The 14,390-nt window shown below is 65.5% G+C and carries 12 protein-coding genes; 10 read left to right on the top strand and 2 right to left on the bottom strand.

Features of this window, described 5'->3' with window-relative positions; genetic code table 11:
* Nucleotides 1-50 precede the first annotated feature (50 nt).
* Nucleotides 51-800, top strand: coding sequence for a type I methionyl aminopeptidase (map, locus tag IVB07_RS18085; RefSeq protein WP_026232866.1), 750 nt, complete (start codon nt 51-53; stop codon nt 798-800).
* Between the two features lie 148 nt (nt 801-948).
* Here the strand turns inward: map and IVB07_RS18090 are convergent, their stop codons facing one another.
* A complete protein-coding gene (locus IVB07_RS18090; RefSeq protein WP_018455048.1) occupies nt 949-1,197 on the bottom strand; it encodes a DUF3551 domain-containing protein in 249 nt (82 codons plus the stop codon).
* A 1-nt stretch (nt 1,198) separates the two neighbouring features.
* Nucleotides 1,199-1,519, bottom strand: coding sequence for a DUF3551 domain-containing protein (locus IVB07_RS18095; RefSeq protein WP_247767768.1), 321 nt, complete (start codon nt 1,517-1,519; stop codon nt 1,199-1,201).
* A gap of 252 nt (nt 1,520-1,771) precedes the next feature.
* Between IVB07_RS18095 and IVB07_RS18100 the strand changes: the two genes are divergently transcribed.
* The 9 genes from IVB07_RS18100 to frr all read left to right on the top strand — a co-directional run bounded on the left by IVB07_RS18100 (nt 1,772) and on the right by frr (nt 14,287).
* Complete coding sequence (locus IVB07_RS18100) at nt 1,772-2,491, top strand: outer membrane beta-barrel protein (protein WP_018455046.1); 720 nt, start codon at nt 1,772-1,774, stop codon at nt 2,489-2,491.
* A gap of 455 nt (nt 2,492-2,946) precedes the next feature.
* Nucleotides 2,947-6,444 (top strand): DNA polymerase III subunit alpha, encoded by a 3,498-nt coding sequence (gene dnaE, locus IVB07_RS18105; protein ID WP_018455045.1) that lies wholly within the window; start codon nt 2,947-2,949, stop codon nt 6,442-6,444.
* 114 nt (nt 6,445-6,558) lie between these two features.
* Nucleotides 6,559-7,077: a DUF2846 domain-containing protein gene (locus IVB07_RS18110; protein ID WP_247767806.1), complete on the top strand. Its 519-nt coding sequence runs from the start codon at nt 6,559-6,561 to the stop codon at nt 7,075-7,077.
* A gap of 112 nt (nt 7,078-7,189) precedes the next feature.
* Nucleotides 7,190-7,930 carry a carbonic anhydrase gene (locus IVB07_RS18115; RefSeq protein ID WP_026232864.1) on the top strand — a complete coding sequence of 247 codons (741 nt, stop codon included), beginning with the start codon at nt 7,190-7,192 and terminating at the stop codon, nt 7,928-7,930.
* Between the two features lie 191 nt (nt 7,931-8,121).
* Nucleotides 8,122-10,617: a caspase domain-containing protein gene (locus IVB07_RS18120; protein ID WP_018455042.1), complete on the top strand. Its 2,496-nt coding sequence runs from the start codon at nt 8,122-8,124 to the stop codon at nt 10,615-10,617.
* Nucleotides 10,618-10,836: 219 nt separating this feature from the next.
* Nucleotides 10,837-11,826, top strand: a complete 990-nt coding sequence (locus IVB07_RS18125; protein WP_007603625.1) for a 30S ribosomal protein S2 — start codon at nt 10,837-10,839, stop codon at nt 11,824-11,826.
* A gap of 131 nt (nt 11,827-11,957) precedes the next feature.
* Complete coding sequence (gene tsf / locus IVB07_RS18130) at nt 11,958-12,881, top strand: translation elongation factor Ts (protein WP_018455041.1); 924 nt, start codon at nt 11,958-11,960, stop codon at nt 12,879-12,881.
* Between the two features lie 60 nt (nt 12,882-12,941).
* A complete protein-coding gene (pyrH, locus tag IVB07_RS18135) occupies nt 12,942-13,658 on the top strand; it encodes a UMP kinase (protein WP_018455040.1) in 717 nt (238 codons plus the stop codon).
* A 65-nt stretch (nt 13,659-13,723) separates the two neighbouring features.
* Complete coding sequence (frr, locus tag IVB07_RS18140) at nt 13,724-14,287, top strand: ribosome recycling factor (protein WP_007603628.1); 564 nt, start codon at nt 13,724-13,726, stop codon at nt 14,285-14,287.
* The last annotated feature ends 103 nt before the right edge of the window (nt 14,288-14,390 follow it).

The following is a 14,390-nucleotide window of genomic DNA, read 5'->3' on the forward strand; positions in this document are numbered from 1 at the left end:
TGCAAGCTGCCTTCACAAGGGCTATGTCCCGGCTTTCGGAAGAGCATGACATGACAATCTCGGATGACAACGACCTCGCGCGCCTGAAGGAGATCGGGCGCATTGTCGCCAATACCCTGGAGGCAATGGGAAAGGCGCTCGAGCCGGGCATGTCCACCTCCGAGCTCGACCAGATCGGGCGAACGCTGCTGGAGGCCGCCGGTGCACGTTCGGCTCCGGAGCTGGCCTACGACTTTCCGGGCGCAACCTGCATCAGCGTGAACGAGGAGATCGCTCATGGCATCCCCGGCGATCGGCGGATCGCGCGCGGGGACCTCGTGAACATCGACGTGTCAGCCGAGAAGAACGGCTTCTTTGCGGATGCGGGAGCCTCATTCGCCGTTCCACCCGCAACCCGCGCGGTCGAACGTCTTTGCAGGGACGGCCGGCGGGCGATGTGGACGGGCCTGCAGCAGGTCGGAGCCGGCAAACCGATTGCCGGTATCGGTCAGGCCATCGGGACCTTTGCGCGGAAGAACGGTTACAGCCTGGTCAGGAACCTTGCCAGTCACGGCGTCGGCCTGTCGCTCCACGAGGAGCCGACGGAGATCGCAACGTGGCCCGACCGCTCCGAACGCCGCATCATGAGCGAAGGCCTCGTGTTCACCGTCGAGCCGTTCCTGTCCCTTGGCGCGGAATGGGCAGAGGATGGCGATGATCCATGGACGCTCTACAGCAGCCCCGAGGCGCCGACCGTTCAATACGAGCACACCGTGATCGCTACGCGAAGCGGACCGTTGATCGTTACGATGGCTGGATAAGGAGGCGTCCTCAAGCCACCGGATCTCGGGCAGCATCCGAACGGGTTCGATCATCCAGAGCCAGCGGCGGCGCCGGTCTCGCCGACCAGATTGCCGAGCGTGGCGTCGGAAGCTCAACGCAAGGCGGGCCGCATATCAAAGTCCCGATTTAATTGACGCGCCGCGAGTGGCGAGGGGGCTTCTTCTGCGCAAAATACGGGTTCGCCACGCACGTCGCTGACCGACCGAGGGCTAAAAATCTGCACTGCTCGAGAGAGGTGTAGCGGCAATCGAAATAGCCGACGGGACCGTAGATCTGCATGCAGACCGGATAGCTCGGATCGTAGGTCTGCGCGTGCGCAGGCGCGCCGGCGAGCAGCAGGCCGATCGCGAGGAGCGCGAAGCGAGCGCGACGCATCTCAGCGCGGCAAATAGTAACCGGGCGAATAACCCGGCACCTGCGCGCGCGGCCTGTTCTGATACGCGTAGGGATCGTCGCTCTGGCCTGCGAAATACGGGTTCGCGATGCAGGTGAGGGCGCGGCCCGACGAACTCGCCTGGCACTGCGCGTAAGTGTCGAACGTGCAATTGCTCAGCCCCGGCCATTCATCGCCGGTGAGGCAGAAGGCATGGTGGGTCCCGAACGCGCGCGCAGGCACGCTTGCGCTAAGCGTGAAACCAAATGTGGCGAGGGCGAGCGAAAATGTGGCGAAAATGGGGAGAGCAATTCGTCTGCGCATTCGATTCTCCAATCACGCGAACGTGCGCGCGACGTTGTTACGCGCGCATGCTGCGTATGTCGTGTAGTCGACAATGGAACTCATGAAAACTCTTGTTTCAAAGGGTTTCCCGCGCGCGCTGGTAAATCTTCATTAATTAAGCGCGATCCTTTGGCGCGAACTGTGGCGTCGAGGTTACAGCAATTCTGTCGAGCGCTGCTATGACGACGCTACGGCCCGGGGGCCTAACGACGAAACTGGAACGGGAATCAAATGAACAAGAATCTGTTGCTTGCTGCTGTGAGCCTTGTCGCGCTCGGCGCGACCGCACCGGCGGTGGCTGCTGACCTCGCTGCGCGGCCTTACACCAAGGCGCCGGCGATGGTCGCCGCGATCTACGACTGGAGCGGCTTCTACATCGGCGTCAACGGCGGCGGCGGTTCCGCCCATTCGACTTGGGATCTCGTCGGCGGTGGCCGCGAGGGTTCGCACGATGCGACCGGCGGCACGGTCGGCGGCCAGATCGGCTACCGCATGCAGTCGGGCCAGTGGGTATTCGGTATCGAAGGTCAGGGCAACTGGGCTGACTTCTCGGGCGACAACGTCAGCGCGCTGTTCGCGACGCGCAACCGCTCCAAGATCGACTCGTTCGGTCTGATCACCGGTCAGATCGGCTACGCCTGGAACAACGTCCTCCTTTACGCCAAGGGCGGTGCGGCTGTCGCCGGCAGCAAGTATGAAGTCTCGACCCCTGGCGGCGCGCTGCTGTCCTCGAACGATCAGACCCGTTGGGGTGGCACGATCGGTGCCGGCCTCGAGTACGGTTTCGCCCCGAACTGGTCGGTTGGCGTCGAGTACAACCACATCTTCCTGCAGGACAAGAACGTCACGTTCGCAGGCCTGGTTGGCACCGATCGCATCCGCCAGGACGTCGACATGGGCCTCGTTCGCTTGAACTACAAGTTCGGCGGCCCGAGCCTCGGCCGTTACTGAGTAAAAGACTGCTATCGATCGCTCGACTTCGAGCGGTTGGCGAAAGCCCCGGCCATCGGCCGGGGCTTTTTTGTTGCTTAAATTCAGCGGGTTAACCATTCTGTTTGGAGATGGTCGAGATGGCTTGACTCCTGAGAACGAAATGAGAACAATGTTCTTCATACGTTCTCACCATGGAGTAAGCCATGTTCAGGATTTTCGTTGAAGAGGCCGCCGCGTTGGCGTCGATCGCGCTGTTTGTCGGGATGATTGCGATCTGGGCCCAGGTGCTCCCGCAGCTCTAGGCGCGGGCCTAGGTTGGGGAAAAGCAGGACGACGCGGCCGATCGGCCGCTCCGGCGTGGACTCTGGCACCATGACGCCCCACCATTATGAGGCGAGTCGGCCGGGCGAGTGCAGGATGCCTCCGGTGCCGGTGACCGCTCCATCTCATCTGCAAGAGGCCGTCACGCGACCATGCCGAGCGCCGGATTTGTCCACCTTCACGTTCACTCGGCCTATTCGCTGCTCAAGGGCTCGATCAAGATCGCCAAGCTCGCCGAGCTAGCGAAGAAAGACCATCAGCCGGCGCTGGCGTTGACCGACACCGACAACATGTTCGGTGCGCTGGAGTTCTCCGACAAGATGGCGGGCTCCGGTATCCAGCCGATCGTGGGCTGCGAGATCGCGATCGAGTTCGGCGACCAGGATCCCAATGCGCGCAACGTGCTGCTGCCCTCGCGCGTGGTGCTGCTGGCCGCGCAGGAGCGCGGCTATCGCAGCCTGATGCGGCTGAACTCGCGCGCGTTCCTGGAGACGCCCGACACTCATGCTCCCCACATCAAGTTCGACTGGCTCGAAGGCGAGACCGAAGGTCTGATCGCGCTGACGGGCGGTCCGGACGGACCGATCTCGCTGGCGCTTGCCGGCGGTTATACCGAGCTCGCGGCGGCGCGCTGCGAGCGTCTGGCCAGCCTGTTCGGAGACCGTCTCTACATCGAATTGCAGCGCCACAACATCGAGAAGGAGCGGCGGGTCGAAAGCAGCCTGATTGACATCGCCTACACCAAGGGCCTGCCGCTGGTCGCGACCAACGAGCCGTATTTCGCCACGACCGACGATTATGAAGCCCATGACGCGCTGCTCTGCATCGCCGGCGGGCGGCTGATCGCGGAGACCGAGCGCGAGCAGCTCACGCCCGATCACCGCTTCAAGACCCGCGCCGAGATGGCGGTGCTGTTCGCCGACATTCCGGAGGCGCTGGCCTCGACGGTGGAGATCGCCGAGCGCTGCTCGTTCCGGCCGATGACGCGCAAGCCGATCCTGCCGTTCTTCACGGTCGGCGCTGCCGCAAGCTCCGATGCCGCCGCAGTCGAGGCGGCCGAATTGAAGCGGCAGGCGGAGGAGGGGCTCGCCAACCGCCTGCGCGTGCACGGCCTCTCGCAAGGCACGACGGAAGAAGATTACAACGCGCGGCTTGCGTTCGAGCTCGACGTCATCATGCGCATGAAATACGCGGGCTACTTTCTGATCGTCTCCGACTTCATCAAATGGGCAAAGGGCCAGGGCATCCCGGTCGGGCCGGGCCGCGGCTCCGGCGCAGGCTCGCTGGTGGCGTGGGCGCTGACTATCACCGACCTCGACCCGATCAAGTTCGGCCTGCTGTTCGAGCGCTTCCTCAATCCGGAACGCGTCTCGATGCCGGACTTCGACATCGACTTCTGCCAGGATCGCCGCGGCGAGGTGATCAGGTACGTCCAGGAGCGCTACGGTCGCGACCAGGTCGCGCAGATCATCACCTTCGGGACGCTGCAGGCGCGCGGCGTGCTGCGCGACGTCGGCCGCGTGCTGCAGATGCCCTATGGCCAGGTCGACAAGCTCACAAAACTCGTGCCGCAGAATCCGGCCACGCCGGTGACGCTGGCCGCCGCGATCGAGAGCGAGCCAAAACTCCAGGCGTTCCGCGACGAGGATCCGGTGGTGGCGCGCGCGTTCGACATCGCGCAGCGCCTCGAAGGCCTGACCCGTCACGCCTCGACGCATGCGGCCGGCATCGTGATCGGCGATCGCCCGCTGAGCGAACTCGTGCCGATGTATCGCGATCCCAAATCCGACATGCCGGTGACCCAGTTCAACATGAAATGGGTCGAGCCCGCGGGCCTCGTGAAGTTCGACTTCCTCGGCCTGAAAACGCTGACCGTACTCGACGTCGCGTGCAAACTGCTCAAGCCGCGCAACATCCACGTCGATCTCGCGACGCTGCCGATCGACGATGCCGAAAGCTACCAGATGCTGGCGCGCGGCGAGGTGGTCGGCGTGTTCCAGGTTGAAAGCCAGGGCATGCGGCGCGCGCTGGTCGACATGCGCCCCGACCGTTTCGAGGACATCATCGCGCTGGTCGCGCTCTATCGACCGGGTCCGATGGCGAACATCCCGACCTATTGCGCGCGCAAGCACGGCGACGAGGAGCCGGAATATCTCCACCCCGTGCTGGAGCCGATTCTCAAGGAGACCTTCGGCGTCATCATCTACCAGGAACAGGTGATGCAGATCGCGCAGGTGATGTCGGGCTATTCGCTCGGCGACGCCGACCTGCTGCGCCGCGCCATGGGCAAGAAGATCCGCGCCGAGATGGAGAAGCAGCGCGAGATCTTCGTCGCAGGCGCAGTGAAGAACGGCGTGCCGAAGGGGCAGGCCGATACCATCTTCGAGCTGCTGGCGAAATTCGCCGACTACGGCTTCAACAAGAGCCACGCGGCGGCCTATGCGCTTGTGTCCTACCACACCGCCTACATGAAGGCGCATTACCCGGTGGAGTTCATCGCCGCGTCGATGACGCTTGATCTCAACAATACCGACAAGCTGTCCGAATTCCGCGCCGAGGCGCAGCGCCTCGGCATCAAGGTCGAACCGCCCAACGTCAACCGTTCCGGCGCGACTTTCGAAGTCGGCGACAAGACCATCTACTACGCGCTCGCGGCGTTGAAGGGCGTCGGTATTGCGGCCGTCGAGCAGATCATCGCGGAGCGGACCAAAAACGGCTTGTTCACCTCGCTCGCCGACTTTGCCGCGCGGGTGTCGCCGCGCGCGATCAACAAGCGCATCATCGAAAGCCTCGCCGCGGCGGGCGCCTTCGACACGCTGGAGCCGAACAGGGCGCGGGTCTTCGCCGGCGCCGACTCGATTCTCGCCGCATGCCAGCGGGCGAACGAAGCTGCAACCGTCGGCCAGAACGACATGTTCGGCAGCTCGGCCGACGCGCCGACCATCATGCTGCCGCAGATCGAGCCCTGGTTGCCGGCCGAGCGGCTGCGCCGCGAATATGACGCGATCGGCTTCTTCCTGTCGGGACATCCGCTCGACGATTACGCCACCGTGCTGAAGCGGCTGCGCGTGCAGTCCTGGGCCGAGTTCTCCCGCGCGGTGAAGACCGGCGCCACCGCCGGCAAGGTCGCGGCCACCGTGGTGTCGCGCATGGAGCGGCGGACCAAGACCGGCAACAAGATGGGCATCATGGGGCTCTCTGATCCCACGGGTCACTTTGAGGCGGTGCTGTTCTCGGAAGGCCTCGCGCAATATCGCGACGTCCTGGAACCGGGCGCCGCGGTGCTGCTCCAGCTCGGCGCCGAGCTCCAGGGCGAGGACGTCCGCGCGCGCGTGCTGCACGCCGAGCCGCTGGACGAGGCCGCGGCCAAGACGCAGAAGGGCCTGCGCATCTTCGTGCGCGACACCAAGCCGCTGGAATCGATCGCCAAGCGTCTCGCCGGCCCCGACATGGCGAACGGCGCCGCGCCGAAGGTCGGCAGTCCGGGCATCGCGCCCCGCTCCAACGGCGACGGCGAGGTCTCGCTGGTCATGATGCTCGACCTCGAAACCGAGGTCGAGATGAAGCTGCCCGGCCGCTTCAAGGTCTCGCCGCAGATCGCCGGCGCCATCAAGGCGGTCGCCGGTGTGGTGGACGTGCAGCAGCTCTAGCAACGCGCACGGTGTTGCAGGCGGCTGCATGTCTTGCGCGGGACATGCGGCGGCCCTGTTGCAACCTTTCGCTGTTTTCGGTTAGCATGCACTCGGGGAAAATCTGAGGGCGTGATGCTATTGCGTGGGCTGGTATTGCTCGTGGCTGCGGCACTGCTGTGCGGCTGTGAGACGGCGAGGAGCGGGCTCGGATATTCGGAGACGGTACGAAAGCTGGGTCCGCCGAAAGCCGGGCAGGCCCGTGTCGTCGTGTTTCGCGAGAAAGGCTTCGGCGGCATCGGCGATCCGGACTGGGAATTTTCCCTCGACGGTACGCCGATCAAGGGCCTGAAGATCGGGACATATGTCTATGTCGATCGCCCGGCAGGCCAGCACCAGTTCGTAGCAGAGGAGGCGGCGCTCGGCGTCACGCGCGTGGACTTTTCGGCTCAGTCCGGCCAGACCGTGTTCTTCGTAGCGCGCTTCAGTCAGCGCAAGAGCGCCATGATCGCGAATGCGAGCACGGGGGTGCTGGGCTGGGGTCTCACCCTTGCGATGACGTCCGGCTATAAAAATCAGGGGCCGCTGGATTTCCTGCCCTTGGATGAATCGGCCGCCAGGACGACGATCGCAGAGCTTCGGTTGGCAGAATAGCCTCCGCGCGAAATTCGAGCTCCGCCCGCACCGTCATTTGTGGTGTCGTCACAGCGTTGCGGCTATGATCGCCGTGAGGCCGTTCGTCCATCGCGCCGGGAGGGAACGTGACATGTGCGACAAGTGCAATGAATCCCCACATGAGAGGATCGCGCCGTCGCGACGATCCGCGATGTTGTTGGGTGCCTCGGCGCTCGGCCTCGCCCTGACCGGCAGAGCCTTCGCCAAAGAGACCAAGGCGCCGCCCAAGCCGCAGAACGTGCTGTCGCCCGACGCATCATTGAAGCGCCTGACGGAAGGCAATGCCCGCTATGTCGAAGGCGTGTCGCGGCGGCACGATTTCAAGCACGAGCGCGAGGCGTTGGTCGGCGGACAGAATCCGTTCGCGGCCGTACTGAGCTGTGCCGATTCGCGCATCGCGCCGGAATATGCCTTCGACACTGGCCGCGGCGATCTGTTCGTTTGCCGCGTCGCCGGAAATTTTGCCGGCACCGAAACCATCGCCAGCATGGAATACGCGGTGGCCGTGCTGAATGCGCCGCTGATCCTCGTGCTCGGCCATGACGCTTGCGGCGCGGTCGATGCGACGCTGAAGGCGATCAAGGACAACAAGCCGCCGCCGGGCCATATTCCATCGCTGGTCGATGCGATCACGCCTGCAGCGAAGGCTGCGATGCAGCAGGGTGGGGACGTCCTCGACAGGGCGATCCGGCAGAACGTCATCGACAACGTCGCGAAGCTGAAGTCGGCAGCGCCGATCCTCAATGCGGCCGTGGAGCAGGGCAAGCTGAAGGTCGTCGGCGGCATCTATCGGCTCACGACGGGAACGGTCGACCTGATCGCGCAGGTCTGACGAGACGAACCGGCTCGCGCCGGTTCGTTGTCGCGAGGCTGACGCAGGCGCCCTGGCGTTGGTGCCGGGCGCCATGCCGCCGCCTCAATCCAAGCCTTCGTTATTTGGAAGCCTTTCGTTCAAGTGTCATTCAGCTCGCCACGCGTCTGATGCGTGGCGGCATCTCAACAACAAAAACGGGCAAGCAAGTCATGCGTGGGACGCTCCGAGCCTTCATTTGCCTTCTCCTGCCAATCGCGGTCCTTGCCGCGGGCGCGCCGGATCCGGCGCGTGCACAGCAGCAGGAAAAGCGTATGGCGCTCGTGGTCGGCAACGGCGCCTATGCCAAGTCGCCGCTGGCGACGACGGCAAACGATGCCGGCCTGATCGCGCAGACGCTGCAGGCGGCGGGCTTCGACGTCGTCGGCGCCCGCGATCTCGACGGCGACACGCTGCGCAAGAGCTTTCGCGATTTCATCCAGAAGGCGCAGGCCTCCGGACCGGACACCGTCGCGATGGTCTACCTCGCCGGCTATGGCGTGCAACTTGCCGGTGAGAACTACTTCATCCCGGTCGATTCCAACATCACCCGCGACACCGACATTCCGACCGAAGGCCTGCGCATCGGCGACTATCTCCGCCAGCTCGCCTCCGTTCCGCTCAAGGCCAACATCGTCGTGCTCGACGCTGCGCGGGCGCAGCCCTTCGTGGAGGGCGGCCAGCAGATCGCGAGCGGACTTGCGCTGGTCGAGCCCGACGCCAACATGCTGATCGCGTTCAACGCCGCGCCCGGCACGGTGGCGCCCGAGGAGCCTGGACCTTACGGCATCTATGCGCAGTCGCTGGCGGAGATGATCCGCACCGGCGGCCTACCGCTGCCTGAGGTGTTCGACCGCGTTCGCCTGCGCGTCAACGAGGCCAGCAAGGGCGCGCAAGTGCCCTGGAACGAGCAGAAGATATCGGCGCAATTCTCGTTCTTCGAGCGCGGACCTGACGCGCCGCCGCCTGAGGCCGCACCCGACCAAGTCGCCGCGATGCGCAACAAGCCGATCCGCGATCTCGGCGTGCAGGATGCCTATGCCGCCGCGCTCACGCGCGACACGCTGCCGGCCTACGAAGAGTTTCTCTCCGCCTATCCCGGCGACCCGCTGTCGAAGCGCGTGATGGTGATCGTCGCGGCGCGCCGCGAGGCCATCACCTGGCGGCGGACCTATCGGACCGACACGCCGGAGGCCTATTGGTCGTATCTGCGTCGCTATCCGCGCGGTCCGCATGCGGCGGATGCGCGCCGGCGCTTGGCGATTCTCACCGCGCCGGCCGAGCCGCCGCCGAGCTTCGCGATGATCGACTACGACGTGCCGCCACCGCCGCCGGAGGAGGTGGTCTATGTCGAGCGTCCCGTGCTGTATTTCAGCGATCCGGATTTTGGCTTTGCGCCGCCACCGCCGCCGCCGGTCTATTATCTGCCACCGCCGCCGCCGGATTTCGTCGTGCTGTCGCCGCCGATGCCGGTGGTCGGCCTGTTCGTGCTGCCGCAGCCGATGTTCGTGCCAATTCCTGTGTTCGTCAGGCCGCCGGTCTATGTCGCACCGCCCCCGAACAACATCATCTATCAGAACATCCATAACAGGACGGTCATCAACACGGTGATCAACCAGCCGCCGGCACCGCCGGCGGGTGCGGGTGCCGGAGCGGGCAATCTCGCGCCAGCCATTGCCGGGCGCACCAATCCGGCTGGTCCCGCCATGCCGCAGGCGGTCGTGCAGCGCGCCGCCCTGATTCAGCAGGGCAAGGCGCCGATGCCGCCGAGCGCGACGATGCAGCCGACGGCGAGGCCAGGAATGCCTCCGGCCAGGCCGGCCAATGCCGCACCGACCGGTACGCCACCTACGACTCCACCTGCCAGTCCGCTTGCCACGCCACCGGCCAAGCTGCCCCAAGCCAACACCCTGCCGGTTCCCGGCACCCATGGCGGTCCACCTGTACCGCCAGCGGGAGCCGGGCCACTGCCGGGCGGCAGACCCGGGCTGCCCACGGCCACTGCTCCCGGCACACCGCCGCCGACCCATCCGGGAGGGCCTGCGGGAGCGCCGACGACTGCTGCTCCCGGCACCACGCCGCCGGGTCATCCCGGTGCGCCGACCGCCGCCGCGCCGGCGACTGCGCCCACGGCGACAAACCCGGCCGCTGTGCCCGGCCAACCGCCGAAGCCGCCGGTGGCCCAAGCCCCGCCCGGGACCGGGACCGGGCCTGGGGACCATGGCAAGTCCGCGACCCGCGAGCCGGCTGGTTCGCCGCCTGCTGCCCGCACGCCTCCTGGCGCAGTTGGACGACCGGTCACGCCGCCGCCCTCGGCGGCGCGGGAGCCGATCAGGCCGCAGCATCAGCCGACCGCAGCTCCCGCCCAGGCTGCCCGGCCGTCGGCGCCACCACCGCGGCCTCAGGCCGTGGCGCGGCCGGCGCCTCCGCCTCCGCCGCGTGTTGCGCCGCCGCCACCGCCACGGGCGGCTCCACCCGTGGCGGTTGCTCGACCGGCGCCGCCGCCAATGGCGCGGCCCGCGCCGCCGGTCGCCCGGCCGGCGCCACCTCCGCCGCCCCGGATGGCCGTCGCGCCACCGCCGCCGCCGCGCCCGGCAGCACCTCCACCGCGTCCTCCGGCTCCGCCGCCGGCGGCAAAGAAGTGCCCGCCGAACCAGCCCAGATGCTAGGCAGGGGCTAGGCCGGAGCGATCTTTACGGAAGGGGGCCTCTTGCGGGCGAAAGCCGCCCCGAAAGGCCCTTATTTCCTTGCTTCTGGCCGAAATCGCGCTATACACCGCGCCATCTCACACGGAAGCATGGCTCACAAGGCCGTCCGGTGGCAGCCGGGGCGACAACGCTCTGTCCTGCTCACACGCTTCCGGAGGAACCAACCGGAGAATTAGAACGATGGCACTACCCGATTTCACTATGCGTCAGCTCCTCGAAGCCGGCGTGCACTTTGGTCACCAGTCTCACCGCTGGAATCCGAAAATGGCGCCGTTCATTTTCGGCGCCCGCAACAACATCCACATCGTCGACCTCGCGCAGACCGTGCCGTTGCTGCACAACGCCTTGCAGGCGGTCAGCGACACCGTCGCCAAGGGCGGCCGCATCCTGTTCGTCGGCACCAAGCGCCAGGCGCAGGACGGCGTTGCCGACGCGGCCAAGCGCTGCGCTCAGTACTTCGTCAATTCGCGCTGGCTCGGCGGCACGCTGACCAACTGGAAGACGATCTCGGGCTCGATCAAGCGCCTGCGTCATCTCGACGACGTGCTCGCCGGCGGCGATGCCTCCTCCTACACCAAGAAGGAGCGCCTGACCCTTCAGCGCGAGCGCGACAAGCTCGACCGCTCGCTCGGCGGCATCAAGGACATGGGCGGTCTGCCCGACCTGATCTTCGTGATCGACACCAACAAGGAAGACATCGCGATCCAGGAAGCCCAGCGGCTCAACATTCCGGTCGCGGCGATCGTCGACACCAATTCGGATCCGAAGGGCATCACTTATGTGGTGCCGGGAAATGACGACGCCGGCCGCGCGATTGCGCTCTATTGCGATCTGATCGCGCGCGCAGCGATTGACGGCATTTCACGCGCCCAAGGCGATTCCGGAATCGACGTCGGTGCTTCGGTTCGGCCGGTCGCAGAAGAGCTGCCCGCCACGAGCGGCTTCCAAGGCCTTGCCGGCCCGCGCGGCACGTCCGACGACCTCAAGAAGCTCCCGGGCGTGTCGGGCGCGATCGAGAAGAAGTTCAACGATCTCGGCATCTTCCACTTCTGGCAGCTGGCTGAGCTCGATCACGATACCGCGCACAAGATCGGCGAAGAAGTCGGCCTGCCGAGCCGCGCGGACGCCTGGGTGGCCAAGGCCAAGGCGCTGACCGCGGAAGCGGAATAGTCAAAAAGAGCGATGGGTTGGCCGGACAAGCTCCGGCCACCATTTCAGTTGACGCGAATTCCTGAGATGGACCGCGGCGAGGCGATCTGGCCGCGCCGCGGCAAACCGGCAGGCAAAAAGGATTTTGAACGATGGCAACGATCACAGCTGCGATGGTCAAGGACCTGCGCGAGTCGACCGGCGCAGGCATGATGGACTGCAAGGCCGCGCTGACCGAAAACGACGGCAACATGGAAGCGGCGCAGGATTGGCTGCGCAAGAAGGGCCTGTCGAAGGCCGCCAAGAAGTCGGGCCGCGTCGCCGCCGAGGGTCTGATCGGCGCGCTCACCAAGGGCAACAAGGGCGTCGTGGTCGAAGTCAATTCCGAGACTGACTTCGTCGCGCGCAACGGCCAGTTCCAGGGCCTCGTCAAGATGATCGCCCAGGTCGCATTCAACACCGGCGCCGATGTCGACAAGATCAAGGCCGCCAAGGTCGGCGACGTCACGATCGAAACTGCGATCAATGACGCAATCGCCACCATCGGCGAGAACATGACGCTGCGCCGCGCAGCTTCGCTCGAGGTCAGCCAGGGCGTGGTGTCGAGCTACGTCCATGGCGCGGTGGTCGAGGGCGCCGGCAAGATGGGCGTGATCGTGGCACTGGAATCCCCCGGCAAGGCCGACGAGCTCGCAACGCTTGGCCGCCAGATCGCGATGCATGTCGCGGCCGCCAACCCCCTGGCGCTGGATCCGTCCGGTCTCGATCCGGCGGTCGTCAAGCGCGAGAAGGACGTGCTCGCCGACAAATATCGCCAGCAGGGCAAGCCCGAGAACGTGATCGAGAAGATCGTCGAGTCCGGCCTGAAGACCTATTACAAGGAAGTTTGCCTGCTCGAGCAGGCCTTCATCCACGACACCGGGAAGTCGGTGGCGCAGGCGGTGAAGGAAGCCGAAGGCAAGGTCGGCGGCGCGGTGAAAATCGCGGGCTTTGTGCGCTATGCTCTCGGTGAGGGAATCGAGAAGCAGGAAAGCGACTTCGCGGCCGAGGTCGCGGCGGCCAGCGGCAAGAAGTAAGCGCCGGAACGTTCCTTCCGGCGTGCCGCCGGAAGCGGCGCCCGGACAAGGAAAGTGCTCATGACTGATCCGGTCTATCGTCGCGTCGTGATCAAGCTGTCCGGCGAATATCTCGCGGGACCGCAGGGTTTTGGCATCGATCAACCGACCATCGACCGGGTCGCCGACGATCTGATCGCCGCTCGCCACCTCGGCACCGAAGTCGCCGTCGTCATCGGCGGGGGCAATCTCTTTCGCGGCGTCGAGGTCTCCTCGCGCGGCGTGTCGCGCCCGACCGGTGACACCATGGGCATGCTCGCGACGATGATGAACTGCCTCGCGCTCGAGGCCACGATCGAGCGCAAGGGCACGCCTGCGCGCACGCTGTCGGCCTTCGTCATGCCCGAGATTTCCGAGCTGTTCACCCGCACCGCGGCACATAAATACCTCGCCGAGGGCCGGATCGTGCTGCTCGGCGGCGGAACCGGTAATCCGTTCTTCACCACGGACACGACCGCGGTGCTGCGCGCAGCCGAGATCGGCGCCCAGGCGGTTCTGAAGGCGACCAATGTCGACGGTGTCTACTCGGCCGACCCGAAGAAAGACCCGACGGCGACGCGATTCGACCGTCTGACGCATTCGCAGGCGATCGAGGGCGGCTACAAGGTGATGGATGCGACCGCCTTCGCGCTTGCCCGCGAGACGTCGCTGCCTATCATCGTGTTCTCGATCGCGGAGCCGGGCTCGATCGGCGCTGTACTGCGTGGCGGCGGCCACGGAACCATTGTCGCCGGCTGACGGCTTGTCGTTGCACCCTGAGAGAAGGTGCGGAGAGGTCGCCGGGATTTTGAAGGAGAAACGGGATGGCCACGGACAATTTCGATCTCAACGAAGTCAAGCGCCGCATGCAGGGCGCGATCCAGTCGCTCAAGCACGAGCTTGGCGGCCTGCGCACCGGTCGCGCCTCCGCCTCGATGCTCGATCCGGTGCAGGTCGACGCCTATGGCAGCCACATGCCGCTGAACCAGCTCGCCACCGTCAGCGTGCCGGAGCCGCGCCTGATTTCGGTGCAGGTCTGGGACAAGTCGATGGTCAAGGCGGTGGAGAAGGCGATCGTCGATTCCAATCTCGGCCTGTCGCCGGCGACTGAAGGCCAGGTTCTGCGCCTGCGCATCCCCGAACTCAATGAGGAGCGTCGCAAGGAGCTCGTCAAGGTCGCGCACAAATACGCGGAAGCCGCCAAGGTCGCCGCGCGCCACGTCCGCCGCGACGGTCTCGACGTTCTCAAGAAGCTCGAGAAGAATCACGAGATGTCCGAGGACGATCAGAAGCGCCACGCCGACGAGGTGCAGAAGGCGACCGACGGCACGATCTCCGAGATCGACCAGTTGCTGGCCGCCAAGGAAAAAGAAATCCTCACCGTCTAAGCAGGATGGATCGCGCTCTAGGTTATGTTCGCGCATGATCTTTACGGAAAACCGCTTCGCACTTTGCGCTAACGCGGCCCTTCGGGTCCGGATCATGCTTTAA

Source organism: Bradyrhizobium sp. 172 (assembly GCF_023101065.1).
Classification (GTDB): Bacteria; Pseudomonadota; Alphaproteobacteria; order Rhizobiales; family Xanthobacteraceae; genus Bradyrhizobium; species Bradyrhizobium canariense_D.

Coding starts and splice junctions, on each gene's coding strand:
- map (WP_026232866.1), top strand. CDS start 51: ATGACAATCTCGGATGACAACGACCTCGCGCGCCTGAAGGAGATCGGG.
- IVB07_RS18090 (WP_018455048.1), bottom strand. CDS start 1,197: ATGCGTCGCGCTCGCTTCGCGCTCCTCGCGATCGGCCTGCTGCTCGCC.
- IVB07_RS18095 (WP_247767768.1), bottom strand. CDS start 1,519: ATGCGCAGACGAATTGCTCTCCCCATTTTCGCCACATTTTCGCTCGCC.
- IVB07_RS18100 (WP_018455046.1), top strand. CDS start 1,772: ATGAACAAGAATCTGTTGCTTGCTGCTGTGAGCCTTGTCGCGCTCGGC.
- dnaE (WP_018455045.1), top strand. CDS start 2,947: ATGCCGAGCGCCGGATTTGTCCACCTTCACGTTCACTCGGCCTATTCG.
- IVB07_RS18110 (WP_247767806.1), top strand. CDS start 6,559: ATGCTATTGCGTGGGCTGGTATTGCTCGTGGCTGCGGCACTGCTGTGC.
- IVB07_RS18115 (WP_026232864.1), top strand. CDS start 7,190: ATGTGCGACAAGTGCAATGAATCCCCACATGAGAGGATCGCGCCGTCG.
- IVB07_RS18120 (WP_018455042.1), top strand. CDS start 8,122: ATGCGTGGGACGCTCCGAGCCTTCATTTGCCTTCTCCTGCCAATCGCG.
- IVB07_RS18125 (WP_007603625.1), top strand. CDS start 10,837: ATGGCACTACCCGATTTCACTATGCGTCAGCTCCTCGAAGCCGGCGTG.
- tsf (WP_018455041.1), top strand. CDS start 11,958: ATGGCAACGATCACAGCTGCGATGGTCAAGGACCTGCGCGAGTCGACC.
- pyrH (WP_018455040.1), top strand. CDS start 12,942: ATGACTGATCCGGTCTATCGTCGCGTCGTGATCAAGCTGTCCGGCGAA.
- frr (WP_007603628.1), top strand. CDS start 13,724: ATGGCCACGGACAATTTCGATCTCAACGAAGTCAAGCGCCGCATGCAG.